Below are 21,949 nucleotides of genomic sequence, written 5' to 3'. Positions count from 1 at the left end.
GGCTTCCCCGACGGGCTAGGTTCGGGTACATGGTCTCCGAGCACGCTGCCCAGGTCCTCGTCGCGTCCAACCGCGGCCCGGTGTCGTACGCACGGCGGGAGGACGGCACGCTCCACTCGAAGCGGGGCGGCGGCGGGCTCGTCTCCGGTCTGAGCGCGGTCGACGACAAGCTGTGGGTGTGCGCGGCCCTCGGCGACGGCGACCGCGAGGCGGTCAGGCGCGGTGTGTCCGAGCCCGGCGTCCGGATGCTCGACATCGACGCCGGGGTCCACGCCGACGCGTACAACGGCATCGCGAACTCGGTGCTCTGGTTCGTCCACCACATGATCTACGAGACGCCGGTGGAGCCCGTCTTCGACGCGGAGTTCCGTCGGCAGTGGGCGTCCTTCGAGACGTACAACCGCGCCTTCGCCGACGCGCTCGCCGAAGAGGCGGGCGAGGGCGCCTCGGTCCTGGTGCAGGACTACCACCTCTCGCTGGTCCCCGGCATGCTCCGCGAGCTCCGCCCCGACCTGCGGATCGGCCACTTCTCGCACACCCCCTGGGCGCCCGTCGACTACTACCGGCTGCTGCCCGACGACATCGGCGAGCAGCTGCTCAAGGGCATCCTGGGCGCCGACCGCGCGGCGTTCCTGACCCGCCGCTGGGCGGACGCCTTCATCAGCTGCTGCACGGAGATCATCGGCGGCACCGGCCGCACCCGGATCGGGGTGCACGGTCTCGGTGCCGACGCGGACTTCCTGCGCCGCCGCTCCCACGAGGCGGACGTGGACGAGCGCATGGAGATCCTGCGGGAGCAGGTGGGCGAGGGCCGGCGCACTATCGTGCGCGTGGACCGCACGGAGCTCTCGAAGAACATCGTCCGCGGACTGCACGCCTACCGGGCGCTCCTGGACGAGCGCCCCGAGTGGCGCGAGCGCGTGGTGCACATCGCCTTCGCCTACCCCTCCCGGCAGGACCTCTCGGTCTACCGCGACTACACGGCGGAGGTCCGGAGGGTCGCCGACGCGATCAACGCGGAGTACGGCACCGAGGGCTGGACGCCCGTCCTGCTCCATGTCGACGACGACTTCGCCCGCTCCCTGGCGGCGTACCGGCTGGCGGACGTGGCCCTGGTCAACCCGATCCGCGACGGCATGAACCTGGTCGCCAAGGAGGTCCCGGTCGTCTCGGACCACGGCTGCGCGCTGGTGCTCTCCCGCGAGGCCGGGGCGTACGCGGAGCTGGGCGAGGACGCGCTCGTGGTCAACCCGTACGACGTGTCGGCGACGGCCGCTGCGCTGCACGAGGCGCTCACGATGGACCCCGACGAGCGGGGCGCCCGCTCGAAGCGCCTGGCCACCGCCGCGACGGCGCTGCCGCCGCAGCAGTGGTTCCTGGACCAGTTGGACGCGTTGCGAGCCTGAGGGCTGTCGTCCGGATCGGGCCGGCTCAGGAGCGGGACGACGCGGTGACGGCGCCGGCCCGGGAGCGGTGGGCGTGGATCTCCCCGTGGTGGTCCGAGACCCAACCGATCAGCTGCATGGCGATCGAGTGCAGGCCCCGGCCGAGCGGGGTGAGGGCGTACTCCACACGCGGCGGGACCTCGGCGTAGGCGGTGCGCGTGACCAAGCCGTCCTCGACGAGCTGGCGCAGCGTGTGGGTGAGCATGCGCTGGGAGATGCCGGGGATCTGGCGCTGCAGGTCGGTGTAGCGCAGCGGGCCGTTCTCCAGGACGACGATGATCAGCATGCTCCACTTGTCGCCGACCCGGTCCAGCACCTGCCGGATGAAGGCCATGTGCTCGGCGGGGATGCTCGCGCACGGCCCGTTCGCCGCCGCCATCTCCGTATCGGTGCTGTCCGGCATGGCACCCATTCCTCTCCGTCGCGCACACCCGTGTGCCTTTTGTAACGACTTCCATACTGACGCATCATGGCGCTACGAACAAAACGTAGGAATTGACGTTCCCCGTCTCTTCGAAAGGCCCAACCGCCATGTCGTACCTGCTGCACATCGACTCCTCCTCGCTCGGCGAGGCCTCCGTCTCCCGTCAGGTCGCCAGGTCCTTCCGCGACCGGTGGCAGGGCCCGGTCGTCCACCGCGACCTCGCCGTCTCACCGGTGCCGCACCTGACGGCGGCGGGCGTGACCGCGCGCGACACCGACCCGGCCCGGCTGACCCCCGAGCAGACCAAGGCCCAGGCGCTGCAGGACGAGCTGATCGACGAGTTCCTCGGAGCCGGCGCGTACCTGTTCACGGTGCCGCTGTACAACCTGTCCATGCCGTCGGTGTTCAAGGCGTGGCTGGACCAGATCCTCGTCATGGGCCGCACCTTCACGCACACCGGCGCCTCCCCGGCCGCGGGCCGCCCCGCCCTGGTGATATCCGCCCGTGGCGGCAGCTACGGCCCCGGTGCCCCCAGGGAGGGCATGGACCACCTGGTGCCCACGCTGGAAGCCGTCCTGGGCCACGAGGACCTCCTCGGTCTGGACGTCACCACCGTGACCCCGGAGCTGACCATGGCCCCCGACGCGCCGGCCCTCGCCCACCTCCTCCCCCTCCACGAGGCGTCCATGACCGCCGCCCACGCTCGCGCCGACGCTCTCGCCACGGACTTCGGCGCCCGACGGGCCGCCTGACCCTAGGAGCCCTGAGCGATCTGCCGGGCGACGGCGTGGAGCAGGCCCGCCACCGCTGCCGGGTTCGGGAGCAGCAGGTCGGCGCGATCGGCGAGTTCGGGGACCCCGGTGCCGCTGCACACCAGCAGCCCCGCGGTCCCATCGGCGCGGAGCTTCTCCACGGCGGCGTACGCGGCGAGGTCACCGAGGTCGTCGCCGGCGTACAGCACCGCCTCCGCGCCGGTCTCCTTCACGTACTCCTCCAGCGCCACCCCCTTGTCCATGCCCGGCGGGCGCAACTCCAGGACGAGGCGGCCCGGTTCGACGATCAGGCCGTGCCGCGCCGCCAGGCTGTCCAGCGGGGCACGCAGGGCCTCGAAAGCCGCCTCCGGGTCCGCGGCGCGGCGGGTGTGCACCGCGACCGCGCGGCCCTTCTCCTCGATCCAGGTGCCGTCGTCGGCGCCGGTCTCCGCCAGCACGGCCGGGAGCTCCGCCAGGGCGGCCTCGACCCCCGGGTCGGGCGGCGGGGCGTGGACGGTGGCGGTCGCGGCGTCCCAGCGTTCGGCGCCGTAGTGGCCGAGCACCACGAGATGGTCGAGGCCCGGCGCTCCCGCGAAGCCTCCGTAGCGCACGGCCGTGCCGGCCGGGCGGCCCGTGATCACGGCGACGGCGGCGATCTGGGGAGCGAGTGCGGAGAGTGCCGGAACCACCGAGGGGTGCGCCCGGGACTGCTCCGGGTCCGCGACGATGTCGGCGAGCGTGCCGTCGAAGTCCAGCGCGACGACCGCGCGGGCGGGACGGGCGAGGAGTGCGGCGAGGCCTTCGCGGCCGGCCTGGGTTGACGGGGTCGGGATGGGGTGTGCCGGGTTACCCATGGCCCGAGCGTAGCGGTGACCGGGCGGGCGGTGGGGTCCGCGCCGCGCCCGTTCCCCTGCGGTCACCCCGACGCCAGCTGCTCCGCTATCTCCTGGATCCAACCGGAGGTCTTCGCCGGGTCGTTGAGGGTCTCGACCCACGCATCGGGCTCCAGCTTGTGCTTGGCGGGGCCGGCTTTGAGGGCGATGAGCAGGGCCCTGGCGGACTCCCGCATCTCGTCCGTCGTGCCGCCGCTCCCGGAGATGCCGGGACCCGCCGCCAGGGCGTAGATCTCGCGTGCCATGGCCTGGCGCTCGCCCTTCGACACCTTCTTCCAGAACTTCAGGGCATTCGCCAGCGAGTCCGTGCGGGACCCCTCCACCGGACTCCCGCCCTCGGGCGCCCAGCGCTCCGGGTGGCGGACCTCCTCGTAGCGCTTCGTGGCGGCGCGGAGCGCCTTGTACATGGTGACGCCGAAGACGAGACCGGCCCCGGCTCCGGCGAGGCCCCATCCGACCGGGTTGCTCGCCAGCAGGCCCGTTCCCGCCGCGACCGCCGTCACGATGCCGGCCGCGGCCTTGGTGGACTCGCCGCCGCCGCTGACGGCCTCCTTGCCGATCTTGGTGAGCTGCTTCTTCTTGGCGTACCCCTGCACCGTGCTCAGCTTTTCCACGTCCTTCTCGGCGCGCTGGAGGCTCTCGGCGGCGTCACGCGCCTCGCTCATCGACTCCCACGCCGCGTCGACGGCCTCGGAAACGGCCTCAAGACCGCCCCCCTGGTCCTCGGGCCTCCAGTAGGCGTCCAGCGCGACGTACGCCTTCGCCGCGGCCCAGTTGGCCTGCACCCGCGACTCGTCCAGCCTGGCCAGCGAGGCCTCGTGGACGAGACGGGGATCTCCCAGCGCCTTGACCTGCTTGTACTTGCGGGCCGCGCCCCCGATACGGAAGGCGGACCGGGTGGCCTTGATCGCGCCGATGGAGGCGCTGGCGACGCCGCTCGCCTCGGAGGCCATCGCGGCGTCCGCCGCCTTCTGGACCTTGGTCGCCTCCTTGGCGATGGCGGCGCTGTAGCTCCCCGAACCGGCGGCGCTGATGGCCGCGTCCGCCCCCTTGGTCTTGGCCTTCTTCCCCGCGACGTGGTGGCGGGCCCCGGTCTTGTGCTCCCTGGCGCCCAGCAGGTTCTTGTACGAGTCCATGCCGCTGGCCAGGGCGCCGGCACTCTCCGTGAGGAGGTTGCCCGACGCGGCGGAGACTCCCGAGACCGCGGCGGAGTTCTTGAGCCCCTCGTCGGCCGCGGCTGCGGCCTGCTGGGTGAGGCCCGCGTTGGTGGGGGTCTGGAAGCCCTTGACGAAGGTGTCGATCGGTTCGAGGTTCTTCTTGAACCTGTCGATGAGGCCGGCGATCCGGTCGCGGTAGTTCTTCTTCCCCTGGGCTCCCTCGGGGCCCCGGGCCCGCTGTACCGCCGCGGTCGCGGCCCGGTTGCCTGCGCGGGACTGCATCGCCAGGAGGGCGTGCTCCGTCGGGCGTACGGAGGTACCGACGGTCCCGCTCCCCGTCCGGCGCTGCCGGACCGGCGTAGGGGCGGACTGCTGTGCCGGGGAGCGAGGGACCGCGGTGCTCATGGACGTGCCTCTCCTGCGACGGACCGGGAGAGGGGAGAGTAGCCAGGCCGGGCCAACGGAAGGCGTGCGGCAGGGAAACTCTGCGGGTGGCGCGGAACGCGCCTGCCGTGGCCCGGGCCACGGGCGCCTCAGCGGCGCCCGCGCCTCGCGTCCCTGACCCGCCGCAGGCGGTTCACCGTCACCGGGTCCGCCTCCAGCGCGCGGCGGTCGTCCAGGAGCGCGTTGAGCAGCTGGTAGTAGCGGACCGGCGAGATGCCCAGCTCTTCCCTGATCGCCCGCTCCTTCGCCCCCGGGCCCGGCCAGGAGCGCCGCTCCACGGCCAGCACCGCGCGATCCTGGGCGGAGAGCGGGGCCGCGGAGTCGGAGGAACCGGAGTCGGGGGAGTCGGATCCGGAGTCGGCGGAGTCGGGGTCGGTCGGGGAGTCGGGGTCGGCGGAGTCGGGGTCGGGGGAATCAGGAGGACCGACGGTCATATGAACCAACCTACCCAGCCGCCTAGCGCGCGCTCTCCGCCTGCCGTGCCTCGGTCGCGATCTCCACGAGCACGCTCTCCGGGCTGCCACCGGGCTCGACCGCGGAGCCGATCTTCTCCTTGATCGTCTCGCTGGCCTGCGCCCAGGACGTCTTGCCGAACGGGTACAGCTGCGAGTTCGGCAGGGCCGACAGGAACGGGCGCAGCGACTTGTGCTTGTCGTCGGTCTCCATCGCGGCGGACGCGCTGGTGGTCACGGGCAGCAGGTCGTACTGGTCGGCGAAGGACAGCACGTTGTCGTCCGTGTAGGCGAAGTCGAGGAACTTGCCGATCTCCGCCCGGTGGCCGTTCTGCTTGAAGCCCATCATCCAGTCGGCCACGCCCATCGAGCCCTCGGTCGGCCCGTCGACCCCGGGCAGCGGGACCATGCCGACCTCGATGCCCTTCTTCTCCGCGTCCTGCATCAGCGTCGGGTGGCCGTTGAGCATGCCCACATCGCCCTTGGTGAACGCGTCGAAGGCCTTCGCCCGGTCGAGCTTGCCGGGGGCGACGGGGCCGGTGAGGCCCTTGCCGACGAGGTCGTTCTTCAGCCACTTGAGGGTCGCTATGTTGGCCGCGGAGTCGATGTCGTAGTTGCCGACGTCGTCCGTGTAGCCGCCGCCCCCGCTGAGCAGCCACACCAGGGTCTCGGCCTGGGACTCCTCCTGGCCGAGCGGCAGGGCGAAGGGATAGGTCACACCGCCCTGCTCCAGCGCGGCGGCGTCACTCCTGATGTCGTCCCAGGTCCGCGGGGCCCCGAGACCCGCCTTGGCGAACAGGCCCTTGTTGTAGAAGAGGAGCCGGGTGCTGGCCACGAACGGCATGCCGTACACGGTGCCGTCGACCTCGCCCGCGTCGGTGAGCGAGGGCAGGAAGTTGGACCCGGTGCGGATGGCGACCATGTCGTCGGCGGCGTAGAGCTTGTCCGCCTTGGCGTAGTCGGCGTACGCCCCGATCTGCGCGATGTCGGGGGCGTTGCCGGCCTTCACCATCTCGGCGACCTTGCGGTCGACGTCCTTCCACGAGTAGACGCTGACCTCGACCTTGATCTTCGGGTTGGTCTTCTCGAACTTCGCGGCCACGTCGTCCCAGTACTTCTGGGAGCTGTTCTGCGCACCGGTGCCGTAATCGGCCGCCACCAGCCGCAGGGTGACGTCGCTTCCGGTGTCCGAGCCGCACCCTGACAACGTTGCCGTCATACCGAGTGCGGCCACCGCCGCGGTCAGTCCCACAATGCGCCGCTGCACAGCCTTGCCCATCTCTTGATCGTTCGACGCAGGGCACCGCATGAGGCGACGTTCCCGCGTTCCTTGCTCGCCCCCGCCGCGGAGGTCTACACCAGCTGCACGGGGACCGGTCAATCTAGCAGGGCTGTTCAGGGCGTTTTGTATGGGTGCTCAACAAACCGCGCTAGTGGACTAGACCTTTTAGGGGTCGACGGGCGAAACTGTCTCCCGTGAGACACGTCATCGCCCTCGATGTGGGCGGCACAGGAATGAAGGCCGCTCTGGTCGGGGCCGGCGGCGCCCTGCTCCATGAGGCGCGCAGGGCCACCGGCAGGGACCGCGGGCCGGAGGCGGTCGTGGAGTCGATCCTGGACTTCGCCACCGAGCTGTACGCCTACGGCGAGGAGCGCTTCGGCGAGGGCGCCGTCGCCGCGGGGGTCGCCGTGCCCGGCATCGTCGACGCGGACCGGGGGACCGCCGTCTACTCCGCGAATCTGGGCTGGCGCGACGTGCCCCTGCGCAAGCTGCTCGGCGGACGGCTCGGCGGCACGCCCGTCGCGCTCGGCCACGACGTCAGGACCGGTGGCCTCGCCGAAGGGCGGATCGGCGCCGGCCGGGGAGCGGACCGCTTCCTGTTCGTGGCGCTGGGCACCGGGATCGCTGGTGCCATCGGCATCGCGGGCACCATCGAGGCGGGCGCCCACGGTTACGCGGGCGAGATCGGCCACATCGTGGTCCGTCCCGACGGGCCGGACTGCGGCTGCGGCCAGCGCGGCTGTCTGGAGACCCTCGCCTCGGCCGCCGCCGTGTCGAAGGCATGGGCCGCCGCGTCCGGCGACCCCGGCGCGGACGCCGCCGGCTGCGCGGAGGCCGTCGCCTCCGGCGACCCGGTGGCCCTGCGCGTATGGCAGGACGCCGTCGACGCGCTCGCCGCCGGACTGGTCACCGCACTCACTCTGCTGGACCCCCGCACGCTCATCATCGGTGGCGGTCTTGCCGAGGCAGGAGAAACCTTGTTCACACCACTGCGTGCGGCCGTCGAGGAACGGGTCACGTTCCAGAAGCTGCCCCACATCGTCCCGGCGGCCCTCGGGGACACCGCCGGATGCCTGGGCGCAGGGCTGCTCGCCTGGGATCTACTCTCCACGGAGGTATCCGCCTGATGGCCGGACGCGCAGACAGCACGGTTCTCACAGGTGCCCGGGTGGTACTTCCCACCGGGACCGTCGAGAACGGCCGGGTGATCGTCGAGGGCACCCGGATCGCCGGCAGCACGCGGGAGGACGCCAGAACCGTCGACCTTTCGGGCCACTGGGTGGTCCCCGGATTCGTCGACACGCACAACCACGGCGGCGGCGGCGCGTCCTTCGCCACCGGCACCGCCGAGGACGCCCTGACCGGAGCGCGGGCGCACCGCGAACACGGCACGACGACCGTCGTCGCCTCCACCGTCACCGGCGACATGGACTTCCTGGCCCGTCAGGCCGGCATGCTCTCCGAACTGGTCGAGCAGGGCGAGCTCGCCGGAATCCACTTCGAGGGCCCCTTCATCTCCCCGTGTCGCAAGGGCGCCCACAGCGAGGCGCTCCTGCGCGACCCCGACCCCGCCGAGGTCCGCAAGCTGCTCGAAGCGGCACGCGGGAGCGCCAGGATGGTCACCCTGGCCACCGAGCTCCCGGGCGGCATCGAGTCCGTACGGCTGCTCGCGGAGCACGGGGTGATCGCCGCCGTCGGCCACACGGACGCGACGTACGAGCAGACCGTCGAGGCGATCGACGCGGGCGCCACGGTCGCCACGCACCTCTTCAACGCGATGCCTCCCTTCGGCCACCGCGCCCCTGGCCCGATCGCGGCGCTCCTGGAGGACGAGCGGGTCACCGTCGAGCTGATCAACGACGGTACGCACCTGCACCCCGCGGCCCTGGAGCTCGCCTACCACAGCGCGGGCGCCGACCGGGTCGCGCTGATCACCGACGCGATGGACGCGGCCGCCTCGGCCGACGGGCTCTACGAGCTGGGACCGCTCGCCGTCGAGGTCAAGGACGGTGTCGCGCGGCTGGTCGAGGGCGGTTCGATCGCGGGCTCCACGCTCACCCTGGACACCGCCTTCCGCAGGGCAGTGACGATCGACCGGATCCCCGTCGACGACGTCGTCCGGTCCATCTCCGCCAACCCGGCCAGACTCCTCGGCCTGTACGACAGGGTCGGCTCGCTGGACCCGGGCAAGGACGCCGACCTGGTGGTCCTGGACGCGGACTTCGTGCTCAAGGGCGTCATGCGCCGGGGCGAGTGGATCGTGGAGCCCCCTGCCGTGTGACAGCCCGGCGCCGGGCCGGCCCTGGCGGCGACAGTCTGTGGAACACGTAACGAAGAGACGGCGGTTGTCCCGGAAACCTGGGACGACCGCCGCCTCTTTGGCATGATCACGGAGACAGTGCCGCGGGGAGACGGCGCGCGACGGACGACCAAGGAACCGGGGGACGGTACAGGTGATACTCACCGTCACGCTGAACACGGCACTCGACCTGACGTACTCCGTACCCGCCCTCGTCCCGCACACCAGCCACCGTGTCCACGAGGTGAGCGAACGCCCCGGCGGCAAGGGCGTCAACGTGGCCCGGGTGCTCGCGGCGCTCGGCCACGACACCGTGATCACGGGCTTCGCGGGCGGCGCCACCGGGGCCGTCCTGCGCGAGCTCCTCGGGTCGCTCCCCCACCGCCCCGCCGACGCACTGGTCACCGTCGCGGGCAACACCCGCCGCACCCTCGCCGTCGTCGACCGTTCCAGCGGTGACACGACCCAGCTCAACGAGCCCGGCCCGCACATCGGAGCCGGTGAATGGGCGTCCTTCCTGGGGACGTTCGGGGAGCTGCTGCCCGGCGCCGATGCCGTCGCCCTCTGCGGCAGCCTGCCACCCGGCATCCACGTCGGCGCGTACGCGGAGCTCGTCCGGCTCGCTCGCTCCGCCGGCGTACCCGTACTCCTGGACACCGGCGGCGAACCCCTGCGCCGTGGCATCGCCGCCCGCCCCGATCTCGTCAAGCCGAACGCCGACGAACTCGCCCAGCTCACCGGCGCCCGCGAGCCCCTGCGCGCCACCCGCGACGCCCGCCGGCGTGGCGCGCACAGCGTCGTCGCCTCGCTCGGCGCCGACGGGCTCATCGCCGTCACCCCCGACGGCGTCTGGAAAGCCGCACCGCCGTCCGCCGTACGGGGCAACCCGACGGGCGCGGGCGACTCCGCCGTGGCCGGGCTGCTGTCCGCCCTGGTCGAAGGGCTGGGCTGGCGCGAGCGGCTGACCCGCGCGGTGGCCCTGTCCGCGGCGACCGTACTGGCCCCGGCGGCCGGCGAGTTCGACCTCGCCGCCTACGAGGACCTGCTGACCCGGGTCAGCGTCGACCAGCACACCACCGCCACCTGAACCGTCCCGCGCGGCCCGTCAGTTCACCAGCACGATCTTCCCCCGGGCATGCCGGCCCTCACTCAGTTCGTGCGCGGCGGCGGCCTCGTCGAACGGGAACGCCCCCGCGACCGGCACCCGCAGCCGGCCTTCATGGGCGAGCGTGACCGCCGCCGCGAGACCGTGCACCGCCAGCGGGTCGGCCGAGGCCCTCACCGCCTCGCCCGTGTCATCGGCCGGCGCCCCGTGCGACAGGTGCACCCCGTGGGCCGCCGCGCCGAGATCCGCGATGGTCACCACGCGTGCCGGGTCCCCCGCCACGGCGACCAGGTCGGGCAGTGCCCCTCCGGCGCAGTCGAACACGGCGTCCACCCCGGCCGGCGCCAGTGCGCGCACCCGCTCGACGAGCCCCGTGCCGTACGTCGTCGGCTCCGCGCCGAGCGAGCGCAGAAAGGCGTGGTTGCGCTCGCTCGCCGTACCGATGACCGTGGCACCGCGCGCGAGAGCGAACTGGACCGCGACGCTCCCCACCCCGCCGGCCGCACCCTGCACGAGCACGGTGTGTCCGGCGTCGACGGCGAGCCGGTCGAGCACCCGGGTGGCCGTCTCCACGGCGCCCGCGGCGCCGCCCGCCTCCTGCCAGCTCCACCCGGCCGGCTTGGGCGCCCACGCCGTCAGAATCGCGAAGTCGGCGTTGGCGCCCCGGGCGGCCGGGTCGGTCATGCCGAACACCTCGTCGCCGGTGCGCACACCGGTGACGCGATCGCCGACCTCGTCGACCACCCCCGCGGCGTCGAACCCGGTCCGGTAGGGGAACGTCAAGGGCACCACGTCACGCATCGCCCCGGACCTGATGCGCGTCTCCCCGGCCGAGACCCCGGAGGCCCGTACCGCGACGCGGATCTCGTGCGGTCCGGCGTGCGGCGCCTCCACCTCGGCTACATGCACGACGTCGGGCGGACCGTATGTGTCGAACTGAATCGCTCTCATGCGCCGAACGTAACGGAGCACCCCGTCCGTTTGGCTAAAGTGAGAGTGATGACCCGACAAGTGGGAACGCCCCTGCGCTCGGACGCCCGCGACAACCGCGGACGCATCCTCGCGGTCGCCCGCGTGGCGTTCGCCGCCGAAGGCATCGATGTGCCGATCCGGGAGATCGCCCGGCGCGCAGGGGTCGGGGTGGCCACCGTCTACCGGCACTTCCGGACCAAGGAGGACCTGCTGGCCGATGCCTTCGCCGAGCAGATGGCCTCCTGCTCGGCGGTCATGGAGGAGGGCCTGGCGGAGCCCGATCCCTGGCGTGGGTTCTGCCGGGTGATCGAGGGGCTCATGGAGGCGCACGCCCTCGACCGGGGCTTCGCCCGCGCGTTCACCTCGCGGCTTCCCCGGGTCGCCGGCTTCGCCGAGGAACGCGACCGCACGCTGCGCATGATGTACGAACTGGTGCGGCGCGCGAAGGAGACGGGCTCCCTGCGGGCGGATTTCGTGGTGGAGGACATCAGCCTGGCGCTGATGGCGAACGAAGGCATCCGCGCCGAGTCGCCCGGGATGAGGGCGGCGGCGTCACGCCGCTTCGCCGCCCTGATGATCCAGTCGTTCCGGGCGGACCCGGTACCGGCTCCGCTCCCACCGGCCGTCCGGCTGCCCCTGTCGCGCTGAGAACCGTCTGTCCGGGAAATCCAGCCCGGCCGCGATCAGCCGAGCACGAACTCGCCCCCGGCCGCGGTGGCCAGAGCGGGCCCGAAGGCCGCCGCCGGGGTGTAGGCGCCGGGCTCGGCCTCGCCCCGTGACAGCCGCAGGGCGGTCTCCGTGGCGACGTCGGCCGTGTAGTCCATGCCGTCCCCGGCGCGCAGCCAGCCCTCGCGGCCGGTGCCGTCGGGCCAGGTGACGACGGCGTGCCCCCAGGAGTGCTGTCGGGGCCTGGGAGTGGCCCGACCGGTCATCCGTGCCATCCGGCGGACAGCGAACCGGCGCAGGGACGGGACGGACAGCAGCGCCCCCAGCAGGGGCAGTACGGCCCGGACGACGGGCGAGGCCGGGGCCAGTGCGGAGGTCACGGTGACGGACGGCGCCCCGCTCGCCAGCCGGGCGGCCAGGAGCTCGCCCGACGGGACACCGGCCGACTTCACTCGCTGCCCGTCGGGCAGCGTGAGGTGCTGCGGGCTCCCGCCGAGCCGGGCCCTGACCGGTCGGCCGTTCTCGTAGCGGCGTCCGCCGGTGGTCAGCACGTCGACGACGGAGAGAGCGAAGGCGGTGCCCATAGCCCCGGCCTCGACCGCCACCGACGCCAGGGCGTCCACCCGCACCTCCTGCGGAGTGGGACGGCCCTCGCACAGTGTCGCCACGACCGCCTCGGTCGCCAGGACGCCGAACCCCGCGCCGGTCACCAGGGTGCTGCCCGCGGCCTTCGCGTCCTGGTGCAGGCCGAGCAGCAGGGGGATGGCGGTCAGATCGGCGGCCAGGTCCACGTAGTGCCCGCCCGGCATGCAGGCTCGGGCGATCGGCGCGCCCGTCGCGGCGTAGTCGCCGATGGTGTTGACGACCACGGCGGGCCGCTGCCGCGTGATCTCGGCGGCGATGCGCTCCGCCGTACCGGCGACGAGTGTCCTCGCCCCGGCGTCCGGGCCGAGAGCCGCCCCGGCCGCGCGCAGACGCTCCTCGTCACGCCCCACCAGCACGGGCACGACTCCCTGGGCCACGAGGCGTGCGGCGACCGCACGGCCGATCCGGCCCGTGGCGCCCAGGATCCACACCTCGCCGGTCCGCCTGCCCTGCTCCGCTTCGTCCGACGTCGTCCTGTTCGGCATCGTGATCATTCCTCCCATCGTGATGTCTCACTGTGTCATCACTGAGGCTAGCACCGATGACACAGTGAGACATCAGCTTGGTAGGATCGGACCATGGCGAGATGGGACCCCGGAACGGAAGAGCGCCTCAAGAAGGCCGCGCTGGAGCTCTACGGCGAGCACGGATACGACAGCGTCACCGTGTCGCAGATCGCCGAGCGCGCGGGAATCACCCGGCGGTCCTACTTCCGCTACTTCGCCGACAAACGCGAAGTCCTGTTCGCGGGCTCCGAGCAGCTTCCCGGCGCGGTGGCCGCCGCGGTCCTGGACGCCGAGGGGGGCCTGTCCCCCCTGTCCACGGCGCTCGACGCCCTCACCCGGGTCGGCGCGCGGCTCGGCGCGCTCATCGAGCACGCCGCGGAACGCCGCGCCGTGATCAACAGCAGCGCGGAACTCCAGGAACGCGAGCGCACCAAGCACGCCGAGGTCACCACAGCGATACGTGACGCGCTCCGACAGCGCGGCGTGGATCCCGACAGGGCCGGTCTTGCTGCCCAGATCGCAACGGTCGTCTTCCAGAACGCGTTCGCCCGGTGGGTCGACGCCGAGGGACGCACCGACCTCCCGTCCTGCCTCCGCACCGTCGCCGCGTCGGTGCGGGAAACCCTGACCGACGACGAACAGCCGAAAACACCGCGTCCCGGCTCGCTGCGCGATGACCGGGACGACGGTGTTGTTGCCGGGGGCTCCTGAGCGGGCGGTCAGCCCTTGACGTGGCCCGACTTCAGCGACAGCTGGTCGAGGTTGGCGTCACACGAGTCGCCCTCGTTGCAGGACAGCATCAGGGTGTTCGGCCCCTCCTTCAGCTGCACGAAGGCGTACGTGTTCGTCCAGCCCTTCTCCAGGTCACCCTCCGCGGCCTGCGCGTAGTTCTTCATGTTGATCGAACGGGGGTCCTCGTCGTTGACCGTGAGGGACGTCTTGGCGTCCTTGCCCGGCACCCCGTACGTCACGAACAGCGTGTACTCGCCGCCCTTCGGCACCTCGACCGTCCAGGTCGCCGACCGGCCGACCTCGTTGAGGCTGATGTACTGGCCGTTGGCGCTCTTGGCACCCTTGACCGTGTTGTCCAGGGCGGCCGTACCGCCGAGCGTCAGCGTCGCCGCGTCCTGCTCAGGCAGATTGACGGGCTTCTCGGACGCGTCGGCGGACTTCTCCGGCTCCGGGGAGTCCTGGACCTCGCCGGCCGGGCCCTCCGACGAACCGGCCTCGGCCTTCTTGTCCCCGTTGTCGTCGCCCGTCATGAGCGCGGCACCGATACCGATGAGCACCACCGCGACCACGGCGACGGCCGCGATCAGCAGCGCCTTGGTGTTGGGGCCGCCACGGCCGGAACCGGAGTTCCTGCCGTCCCCGCCCCCGCCGTACGGCGGGACCTGGCTCTGCGCCGCGGGAGCACCGCCGGGATAGGTCTCCGGCGCCGCGTACTGCGCGTTCGGCTGACCGTACTGCGGAGGCTGCTGTCCGTACGCCTGCTGCGGCGGGACCTGCCCGTACTGGCGCTCACCGACCGTCCGCACCTGGTTGTACGACGTCCTGGGCACCCCGGGCTGTGCGGCCGGACCCGGGTAGCCGTATCCACCCTGCCCGGGCGGCTGTGCGCCTGCCGCCCGCCCGTCCTCGTACAGATAGCCGAACGGATCGTCGTCCTCGGGCTTGCTCGCGCCGTTGTTTCCGGCCGTCATCCCTGGGTCACTCCTCACCATGTCGCCAGCCGTCGCCGACCGGCCGAGCCTACCCCGAACGGAGCACGCGTCGAATTGCCATCGGCCCCCCGGAAAACCGGGCGGTGTACGGGGACAGCCGGGGCATGAACGTCAGCCGGCTCTGCGGTGAACCTTCGACCGGGACCGCTTCTCCATGTACATCCGCTGGTCGGCGGAGTGCAGGACCTCTTCCTCGGTCATGCCGCACTCGGCCCAGCCGATACCGAAGCTCGCCCCGACCCTGACTGCCCGGCCGTCCACCCGGATGGGCGGAATAATGGCATTACGCAAGCGTACGGCCAGATCTGCGGCATCTGCCGACCCGAGACCGTCCGCGAGGACGACGAATTCGTCACCCCCGAGCCGCGCGACGGTGTCACCGTCCCGTACGCAGGTCGTCAGCCGCCTGGCGACCTCGATGAGAACCGCGTCACCCGCGTGGTGCCCGAAACGGTCGTTGATGGACTTGAAGCCGTCCAGGTCGCAGAAGAGCACCGCGAGCCCCTTGGCCCCGTCGTCGCGGTCCGGATCGGGCGCCACGATGTGCACATGGTGGTCGTAGGGTCCGACACCCGGAGCCGCCTCCCCCTCGTGGCCGTCCGCCCGGTAGCCGTGGGCCGTGCTCTCCACGTCGCCGTAGGCGGCGTCCAGCGCCTCGATCGCGGTGGAGGTCACGGCGTGAGGCCTCTCACACAGCCGCGCGCCGAGCCGGGCGCGCAGCTCCGCGCTGTTGGGCAGACCGGTGAGCGCGTCGTGCGAGGCGCGGTGCGCGAGGTGCAGCTCGTTGCGCTTGCGCTCCTCGATGTCCTCGACATGCGTGAGCAGGAAGCGGGGGCCGTCGGTGGTGTCGGCGACGACGGAGTTGCGCAGGGAGACCCAGAGATACGTGCCGTCCCTGCGGCCGAGCCGCAGCTCCGCCCGGCCGCCCTCGGCCGAGGTGCGCAGCAGGGTGCCGATGTCCTCGGGGTGGACGAGGTCGGCGAAGGAGTAGCGGCGCAGGACGGACGCGGGGCGCCCCATGAGGCGACAGAGCGCGTCATTGGTGCGCAGCAGCCTGCCGTGCTGCTCGCCCCCGATCTCGGCGATGGCCATGCCGCTCGGCGCGTACTCGAAGGCCTGACGGAAGGATTCCTCACTGGCTCGCAGCGCCTGCTGCTCGCGCTCCAGTCTGACCAGGGCGCGCTGCATGTTTGCTCGAAGGCGAGCGTTACTGATCGCAATGGCCGCCTGGGATGCGTACATCTGGAGGGCTTCACGGCCCCAGGCGCCGGGTCGACGGCCGTTGCGCGGCCTGTCGACCGAGAGGACCCCGAGAAGATCCAGGCTTCCTCCGCCGGAGGCGTACATGGGGGCGTAGAGGCGGTCCAGGGGGTGCCACTCGTCCTCGAAGCGGGGCTCGGGCCCGTCGGTGTGCCACTGCGGTACGTCGTCGTCGAGGAGCACCCAGCCCTCGGTGTGCGGTATGAACCGGAGCTCGTCCCAGGCCTCGCCCATCGACAGCCTGCGCTCCCAGGATTCACGGGAGCCGACACGGCCGGTGATCAGGGATTCCGCGGCCCTGTTGCCGGCGAACGCGGCGACGACGAGATCGCCGTCGGGCCGGACGAGATTCACGCAGCCCAGTTCGTACCCGAGGCCGGCGACGATGCCGTCGGCCACGGACTGCAGCGTGTCCGCCAGGCTCCGCGCCGTATTGAGATCAGCGACGGCCTGGTGCAACTGCCGCATGGTCGCAAGGCGGACGTACGGCTCCGACTCGGCCTCCATTGCTCGCACTCCCTGAGACCTCGACAGCAACTCCAGGTTTCATATCGACGTACTTGTTGCACTGTCACGGCCACTGAATCACAGTGAGCTGTGCACCCGGTACACAGGGTCAACAAATATTGCTCTCTGTGACTCAAGTCACAACAGATGGTAAAGAGTTGTTCGAGGCTCCCTCAGAGGCCGCTGTTGTTCTCCACAAGCAAATCGGCGCTCCTCCGGAACCGGTCCCGGACCGTGGTCCTAGGACCCGGCTGGTCCTGTGGCCCGATGCGAGCCCGCGTGTCGCGGGACTAGCGTGCCCGGTGTGCTGCAGAAGACTCCCCCCGCCTCGCGATCCGAAGCCGTCCCCCATGCTGAAGGGGTGAGCAACGACGAATTCCGCGCCGCCCTGTCCCGCCTGGCCGCGGGCGTGGTGCTGGTCACCGCGCAGGAGCCGCCGCTGGACGCGGACGGCCGGGGCGAGGACGTCGGGATGACGGCGACCGCCTTCATGTCCGTGTCCCTCGACCCGCCGCTGGTCATGGTGAGCCTGCGCAACGACTCACGGATGGACGACCTGCTGGCCGAACAGCCCCTGTGGGCGGTGTCGGTACTGGCGCAGAGCCAGCGGCAGATCGCCGGCCGGTTCGCCATGAAGGGGCGGATCAGTGACCGACTGCTGTTCGAGGACATCCCCGGCACACGGGGCGACACCACGGGCGCGCTCCTGATGGGCGGGGCACTGGCCACCCTGGAGTGCCGCACGGAGCAGCGGGTCCCGGCGGGCGACCACACGCTGGTGATCGGCCGGGTGCTGACGGCATCGCTGCCGAGCTCGGACGGCGAGCCGCTGACGTACTTCAAGGGCCGCTACCGGCAACTGGGCTGAACACCGGGCCGCTCGCGGCCGCCTTCTCCCCCACCGGGCCGCTCGCGGCCCGCTCTCCGCCGGACCCTCGCGGCGGGTTCCGCCTTACCAGTCGCGGCCGGAGCGCCCCCGCTTCGTGTCGCCGCGCTGCTTCTTCTCGCGCAGCCTGCGTTCGTTGATCCCGCGCGGAATCTTCTTCTTGAGGCGCGGCTTCGGCGGTGGCGCGGTGGCCTCCGCCAGGAGCGCCGCGAGCCGCACGGCGGCCGTCTCACGGTTGCGCCACTGGGAGCGGTGCTCCGAAGCGCGTACGGACACGACACCGCCGACCAGCCGGCTCGCGAGGCGTTCGAGCGCACGGGCCTTCCACACCTCGGGCAGGGACTCGGTCGCCGCGAGGTCGAAGCGGAGCTCCACCTGGGAGTCGCTCGTGTTGACGTGCTGCCCGCCGGGCCCGGAGGACCGCGAGAAACGCCACATGAGTTCGGCCTCCGGCAGGGAGACCGAACCGCGGATGACATAGGGCCCGGACATGACACCCATGTTCCCTGGCGCGCGGCCGGTTCGTCACCTTGTTTTGCGCGCATCCGGCCGGAAATTCGGCAAAGAAAGTAAAGCGAACAGGAACCTCGTAGTCTCTTGCCTGCGTTAGGACGGGTGACGGTAGCTTTCGTGATGGCACGAAGCCCGCACACGACGAGGAAAGGGACTTCCCATGGCTGTAAGCCTGTCCAAGGGCGGCAACGTCTCGCTCACCAAGGAGGCCCCGGGCCTGACCGCCGTCACGGTCGGCCTCGGCTGGGACGTCCGCACCACCACCGGCACGGACTTCGACCTCGACGCCTCGGCGATCGCTGTCAACGCCGCCGGTCAGGTCTACTCCGACGGCCACTTCGTCTTCTTCAACAACAAGGCGACGCCGGACCAGACCATCGTCCACACCGGTGACAACGTCACGGGCCAGGGCGAAGGCGACGACGAGCAGATCAACGTCAACCTCGCGGGCCTTCCGGCGGACATCGACAAGATCGTCTTCCCGGTCTCCATCTACGACGCCGAGGCGCGCAGCCAGAACTTCGGCCAGGTGCGGAACGCCTTCATCCGCATCATCAACCAGGCCGGCGGGACCGAGATCGCCCGCTACGACCTGAGCGAGGACGCCGCCACCGAGACCGCCATGGTCTTCGGCGAGCTCTACCGCAACGGCGAGGAGTGGAAGTTCCGCGCCGTAGGCCAGGGTTACGCCTCGGGTCTGAGCGGCATCGCCCAGGACTTCGGCGTCAACCTCTGAGGTAGCGGCTTCCCGCGCGAGCCCTCGTCCGACTCCGGTCGGCCGGGGGCTCCCGTGCGTCCGGCCGCGTTCGGGCGTCCTTCGCGCGACGCCAGGACCGTGTGCGTAGCTGACTTCGCTTCATATAGCGGACACAGAAGAACTCCAGTCGGACAAGAACTGGTCAAAAACTTGTGAGGTAATTGTCGGCGACCCGTCAAAGTCGTTCATTCAGTGGCACGCTCTCTGCTCGTAACCCCCACAGGAACGAGCAACGGAGAAGGCATGACCCCCCACATGAACACCCGTCGCGCCGCCGCCCTGGCCGCTGCCGCAGCGATGGTCGTCGTCGGCATCCAGACCGGTACCGCAACGGCCGGTTCGCGCACCGCGGATGACACCGCCTCTTCCTCCCGCACCGTCGCCGGCGCCACCGCGCTCGGCGTGAACACGGCGACCCAGCGCGCCACCGCCCTCCAGTCCGCCCAGTCCGACGCCCCGGCCGCCGCGAAGTCCCTCGGACTCGGCAGCCAGGAGAAACTGATCGTCCGTGATGTGATCAAGGACGCCCACGGCACCGTCCACACCCGCTACGAGCGCACCTACGCCGGACTGCCGGTCCTCGGCGGCGACCTCGTCACGCACACCGCCGCCGACGGCGCGTCGAAGGGCGTGGACAAGGCCACCGACGCCCGCATCACCGTCCCCTCGACGCAGCCGAAGCTGAAGGCCGCGGCGAACGCGCGCACCGTCGTCTGGGCGGGCAGCGGCAAGCCCGCCCTCGCCTTCGAGACCGTCAAGACCGGTGTCCAGAAGGACGGCACACCCAGCCGGCTGCACGTCATCACCGACGCCACGACCGGCAAGCAGCTGCACAGCTACGAGGCCATCGAGACGGGCACCGGCAACAGCCAGTACAGCGGTGAGGTCGAGCTCTCCACCACCGAGAGCGGTTCGGGCTTCGAGCTGACCGACGGCGACCGGGGCGGCCACAAGACGTACGACCTCGGCCAGGGCGAGAGCGGCACCGGCGAGCTCGTCACCGACGACGACGACACCTGGGGCGACGGCACCGGCGACGACGGCCAGACCGCCGCGGTCGACGCCCACTACGGTGCGGCGGCGACCTGGGACTTCTACAAGTCGGAGCTGGGCCGCGACGGCATAGCCGGGGACGGCAAGGCGGCGTACTCCCGCGTCCACTACAGCAGCGGCTACGTCAACGCCTTCTGGGACGACAGCTGCTTCTGCATGACCTACGGCGACGGTGCCGACGACAAGAGCGCGCTCACCGCGGTCGACGTCGCCGGCCACGAGATGAGCCACGGCCTGACGGCTGCCACCGCCAACCTCGACTACGCCGGTGAGTCCGGTGGCCTCAACGAGGCGACCAGCGACATATTCGGCACCTCCGTCGAGTTCTTCGCCGACAACGCCACCGACCCCGGTGACTACCTCATCGGCGAGAAGCTCGACATCAACGGCGACGGAACCCCCCTGCGCTACATGGACGAGCCGAGCAAGGACGGCGGCTCGGCCGACTACTGGGACGCCGACCTCGGCGACCTGGACGTCCACTACTCCTCCGGTGTCGCCAACCACTTCTTCTACCTGCTGGCCGAGGGCAGCGGAGCCAAGACCATCGGCGACGTCGACTACGACTCCCCGACCGCCGACGGCTCCACGGTCGAGGGCATCGGCCGCCAGGCCGCCTACCAGATCTGGTACAAGGCGCTCTCCGTCTACATGACGTCGAGCACCGACTACGCGGACGCCCGCGTCGCGACCGAGAAGGCCGCCACCGACCTGTTCGGGGCGGACAGCACCGAAACCGCGGCCGTCGACGCCGCCTGGACCGCCGTCAACGTGAAGTAACGGCGCCCCCAGGGGAGTCCCACGGGAGTCCCGACTGAAGTCCCACAGGAGTCGGCCGGCCTCGGGCGGGCCGGCTCCTGCCGTCGACGCGGCGACCTACGAGTGGTCCAAGGATGTCATCCAGGCGGTGGACCAGGCGGCCGTGGAGAAGAACTCGGATCACTACAGCTCGGGCATCGGCGGTACGTACAGCCTCATCGACGCCTGGGCCGAGGACCGGGGTGTGGACGTCGACGACCCGAAGAACAGCAAGAACGACCCCGACCGGGACGCCTGGCAGGCTATGCGCAACGAGGCCAAGCAGCCCTACTCGGGATCGAGCGGCGACGGCGCTGTCCACCTCGGACGGGACTGAGCACGAATGAGCACGGAAACACCCCGCAAGGACCGCCGGGTATGGCTGGTCGCTGCCTCCATCTGCGCGCTGGTCGTGGTGGCGGGGGTGACAACGGCGACCAACACCAACGCTCTGGGGCCGAACGACCTGTGCGACGGGTGGCTGAGCAGCGGGGACGTCGGGAAGACTTTCGACGGATTCGGCCGGGTGACCGGGAAGACCGATCACGCGGACAGCTGCTTCGTGGAGCAGTCCGGCTGGCTCCCGGGCGCCAAGGACGCGCAGGTGGCTCTTGAGCCGTTGTCCGTCAACGCCGTCGACCCCTTCGCCCGAGGGGGGTGGGATGTGTCGGGTGCCCAGAACATCCTGCCCGGCGCCCTGCCCGGCGCCTTCGACCAGCACGGCAACGGCTGGGTGTCCCTTCCGGCCGGCTGCGCGGCGATAGGCGACGGGACGGCACCGGGCTCCCGTACGGTCCTGCATGTCAACGTCAGGCGGGGTGACGTGGATCCGACGGAGCTCGCCCGGCTGGCGCAGGGAGCCGCCCGTGAGCTCGCCGCCGACCACGACTGCGCACCCGCCGCCCCACAGCCGAAGAACGCCACGGCGGACCTCGTCGCAGCATCCGCTCCCGCCAAGAGCGACCCGGCCGAGGTGTGCGGCCTTGACGGCTTCGCCCTCGGAGCCGAGGCTCCTGCGGGCAGCCCTCTGCGGGAACAGACCTCGGGCTCCCGCGACGACTCCTGGTTCTGCGACCTCTCCCTCGACCACCCCGCCACAGGCCTGCCCCGGGACGACGAGCGCGAGCCCTTCGTCCGCCTCGCGATCATCCGCAACCCGGAACTGCTGGCGGCGGCGAAGGAACGGCGCTTCGACCATGCCGTCTGCGGCGGCAAGGAGACCTACTTCGCGATGGACACCGCCACCTACGTCTACGCCCCGGACACCCCGGAGGAGAAGGCCGAAGCGACCCTGTTCAAGGCATCCGACGTGGCAGACCGCTTCACCGAGGCCGCACGCGCCTCGCTCGGCTGCGCCTGACCCGGCGTGCGGGCCGGACGGCACGGCCTGCCCGCGCGGCATGACACCA

22 protein-coding genes are annotated in these 21,949 nt (G+C 71.4%); 12 read left to right on the top strand and 10 right to left on the bottom strand.

Annotation, left to right across the window (positions count from 1 at the left end; translation table 11 throughout):
* The first annotated feature begins 29 nt into the window (after nucleotides 1-29).
* A complete protein-coding gene (locus AB0C75_RS21010; protein ID WP_362892951.1) occupies nucleotides 30-1,406 on the top strand; it encodes a trehalose-6-phosphate synthase in 1,377 nt (458 codons plus the stop codon).
* A gap of 25 nt (nucleotides 1,407-1,431) precedes the next feature.
* Here the strand turns inward: AB0C75_RS21010 and AB0C75_RS21005 are convergent, their stop codons facing one another.
* Complete coding sequence (locus AB0C75_RS21005; protein ID WP_362892947.1) at nucleotides 1,432-1,857, bottom strand: helix-turn-helix domain-containing protein; 426 nt, start codon at nucleotides 1,855-1,857, stop codon at nucleotides 1,432-1,434.
* A gap of 119 nt (nucleotides 1,858-1,976) precedes the next feature.
* On the opposite strand from AB0C75_RS21005, the gene AB0C75_RS21000 reads away from it, so the two are divergent.
* On the top strand, nucleotides 1,977-2,621 hold the full coding sequence (locus AB0C75_RS21000; protein WP_362892945.1) for an NAD(P)H-dependent oxidoreductase: 645 nt from the start codon (nucleotides 1,977-1,979) through the stop codon (nucleotides 2,619-2,621).
* A 2-nt stretch (nucleotides 2,622-2,623) separates the two neighbouring features.
* Here AB0C75_RS21000 and otsB read toward each other — a convergent pair whose 3' ends face one another.
* From otsB to AB0C75_RS20980, 4 genes are all read right to left on the bottom strand, one after another.
* Entirely contained in the window at nucleotides 2,624-3,475 is an 852-nt protein-coding gene (otsB, locus tag AB0C75_RS20995) for a trehalose-phosphatase (protein WP_362892943.1), read from the bottom strand.
* 62 nt (nucleotides 3,476-3,537) lie between these two features.
* Nucleotides 3,538-5,076: a hypothetical protein gene (locus tag AB0C75_RS20990; protein ID WP_362892941.1), complete on the bottom strand. Its 1,539-nt coding sequence runs from the start codon at nucleotides 5,074-5,076 to the stop codon at nucleotides 3,538-3,540.
* Nucleotides 5,077-5,204: 128 nt separating this feature from the next.
* Nucleotides 5,205-5,549 (bottom strand): DUF3263 domain-containing protein, encoded by a 345-nt coding sequence (locus AB0C75_RS20985; RefSeq protein WP_362892939.1) that lies wholly within the window; start codon nucleotides 5,547-5,549, stop codon nucleotides 5,205-5,207.
* Between the two features lie 22 nt (nucleotides 5,550-5,571).
* The gene (locus AB0C75_RS20980) at nucleotides 5,572-6,846 is read right to left on the bottom strand and encodes an extracellular solute-binding protein (RefSeq protein WP_362892937.1); all 1,275 of its coding nucleotides are present in this window, start codon (nucleotides 6,844-6,846) and stop codon (nucleotides 5,572-5,574) included.
* 197 nt (nucleotides 6,847-7,043) lie between these two features.
* Between AB0C75_RS20980 and AB0C75_RS20975 the strand changes: the two genes are divergently transcribed.
* The 3 genes from AB0C75_RS20975 (at nucleotide 7,044) to AB0C75_RS20965 (ending at nucleotide 10,235) form a co-directional block, all read left to right on the top strand.
* Nucleotides 7,044-7,976, top strand: coding sequence for an ROK family protein (locus AB0C75_RS20975; RefSeq protein ID WP_362892935.1), 933 nt, complete (start codon nucleotides 7,044-7,046; stop codon nucleotides 7,974-7,976).
* Nucleotides 7,976-9,130 (top strand): N-acetylglucosamine-6-phosphate deacetylase, encoded by a 1,155-nt coding sequence (gene nagA, locus AB0C75_RS20970; RefSeq protein WP_362892933.1) that lies wholly within the window; start codon nucleotides 7,976-7,978, stop codon nucleotides 9,128-9,130. Before AB0C75_RS20975 ends, nagA begins: the two co-directional genes overlap by 1 nt.
* Nucleotides 9,131-9,302: 172 nt before the next feature.
* Nucleotides 9,303-10,235, top strand: a complete 933-nt coding sequence (locus tag AB0C75_RS20965) for a 1-phosphofructokinase family hexose kinase (RefSeq protein WP_362892931.1) — start codon at nucleotides 9,303-9,305, stop codon at nucleotides 10,233-10,235.
* 18 nt (nucleotides 10,236-10,253) lie between these two features.
* Here AB0C75_RS20965 and AB0C75_RS20960 read toward each other — a convergent pair whose 3' ends face one another.
* Nucleotides 10,254-11,204, bottom strand: a complete 951-nt coding sequence (locus AB0C75_RS20960) for an NADP-dependent oxidoreductase (RefSeq protein ID WP_362892929.1) — start codon at nucleotides 11,202-11,204, stop codon at nucleotides 10,254-10,256.
* Between the two features lie 48 nt (nucleotides 11,205-11,252).
* On the opposite strand from AB0C75_RS20960, the gene AB0C75_RS20955 reads away from it, so the two are divergent.
* The gene (locus tag AB0C75_RS20955; protein WP_362892927.1) at nucleotides 11,253-11,873 is read left to right on the top strand and encodes a helix-turn-helix domain-containing protein; all 621 of its coding nucleotides are present in this window, start codon (nucleotides 11,253-11,255) and stop codon (nucleotides 11,871-11,873) included.
* Nucleotides 11,874-11,908: 35 nt separating this feature from the next.
* Here AB0C75_RS20955 and AB0C75_RS20950 read toward each other — a convergent pair whose 3' ends face one another.
* Complete coding sequence (locus AB0C75_RS20950; RefSeq protein ID WP_362892925.1) at nucleotides 11,909-13,030, bottom strand: saccharopine dehydrogenase NADP-binding domain-containing protein; 1,122 nt, start codon at nucleotides 13,028-13,030, stop codon at nucleotides 11,909-11,911.
* An 84-nt stretch (nucleotides 13,031-13,114) separates the two neighbouring features.
* On the opposite strand from AB0C75_RS20950, the gene AB0C75_RS20945 reads away from it, so the two are divergent.
* A complete protein-coding gene (locus tag AB0C75_RS20945; protein WP_362892923.1) occupies nucleotides 13,115-13,753 on the top strand; it encodes a helix-turn-helix domain-containing protein in 639 nt (212 codons plus the stop codon).
* A gap of 8 nt (nucleotides 13,754-13,761) precedes the next feature.
* Here AB0C75_RS20945 and AB0C75_RS20940 read toward each other — a convergent pair whose 3' ends face one another.
* Both AB0C75_RS20940 and cdgB read right to left on the bottom strand, forming a co-directional pair.
* Complete coding sequence (locus tag AB0C75_RS20940; protein WP_362892921.1) at nucleotides 13,762-14,745, bottom strand: carbohydrate-binding protein; 984 nt, start codon at nucleotides 14,743-14,745, stop codon at nucleotides 13,762-13,764.
* Nucleotides 14,746-14,877: 132 nt separating this feature from the next.
* A complete protein-coding gene (gene cdgB / locus AB0C75_RS20935) occupies nucleotides 14,878-16,533 on the bottom strand; it encodes a diguanylate cyclase CdgB (protein ID WP_362892919.1) in 1,656 nt (551 codons plus the stop codon).
* Between the two features lie 361 nt (nucleotides 16,534-16,894).
* Here cdgB and AB0C75_RS20930 point away from each other — a divergent pair, with 361 nt between their 5' ends.
* On the top strand, nucleotides 16,895-17,401 hold the full coding sequence (locus AB0C75_RS20930; protein WP_362892917.1) for a flavin reductase family protein: 507 nt from the start codon (nucleotides 16,895-16,897) through the stop codon (nucleotides 17,399-17,401).
* Nucleotides 17,402-17,485: 84 nt separating this feature from the next.
* Here AB0C75_RS20930 and arfB read toward each other — a convergent pair whose 3' ends face one another.
* On the bottom strand, nucleotides 17,486-17,920 hold the full coding sequence (arfB, locus tag AB0C75_RS20925; protein WP_205018118.1) for an alternative ribosome rescue aminoacyl-tRNA hydrolase ArfB: 435 nt from the start codon (nucleotides 17,918-17,920) through the stop codon (nucleotides 17,486-17,488).
* 172 nt (nucleotides 17,921-18,092) lie between these two features.
* Here arfB and AB0C75_RS20920 point away from each other — a divergent pair, with 172 nt between their 5' ends.
* From AB0C75_RS20920 to AB0C75_RS20905, 4 genes are all read left to right on the top strand, one after another.
* Nucleotides 18,093-18,668: a TerD family protein gene (locus tag AB0C75_RS20920; protein ID WP_362892915.1), complete on the top strand. Its 576-nt coding sequence runs from the start codon at nucleotides 18,093-18,095 to the stop codon at nucleotides 18,666-18,668.
* 264 nt (nucleotides 18,669-18,932) lie between these two features.
* Nucleotides 18,933-20,522, top strand: coding sequence for a M4 family metallopeptidase (locus AB0C75_RS20915; RefSeq protein WP_362892913.1), 1,590 nt, complete (start codon nucleotides 18,933-18,935; stop codon nucleotides 20,520-20,522).
* Nucleotides 20,523-20,649: 127 nt separating this feature from the next.
* Nucleotides 20,650-20,877, top strand: coding sequence for a hypothetical protein (locus AB0C75_RS20910; protein WP_362892911.1), 228 nt, complete (start codon nucleotides 20,650-20,652; stop codon nucleotides 20,875-20,877).
* A gap of 6 nt (nucleotides 20,878-20,883) precedes the next feature.
* Nucleotides 20,884-21,900 carry a hypothetical protein gene (locus AB0C75_RS20905; protein ID WP_362892909.1) on the top strand — a complete coding sequence of 339 codons (1,017 nt, stop codon included), beginning with the start codon at nucleotides 20,884-20,886 and terminating at the stop codon, nucleotides 21,898-21,900.
* The last annotated feature ends 49 nt before the right edge of the window (nucleotides 21,901-21,949 follow it).

The organism is Streptomyces sp. NPDC048565, assembly GCF_040650935.1.
In the GTDB taxonomy this organism is placed as follows: Bacteria; Actinomycetota; Actinomycetes; order Streptomycetales; family Streptomycetaceae; genus Streptomyces.
This window is presented reverse-complemented; position numbering and strand designations above follow the sequence as displayed.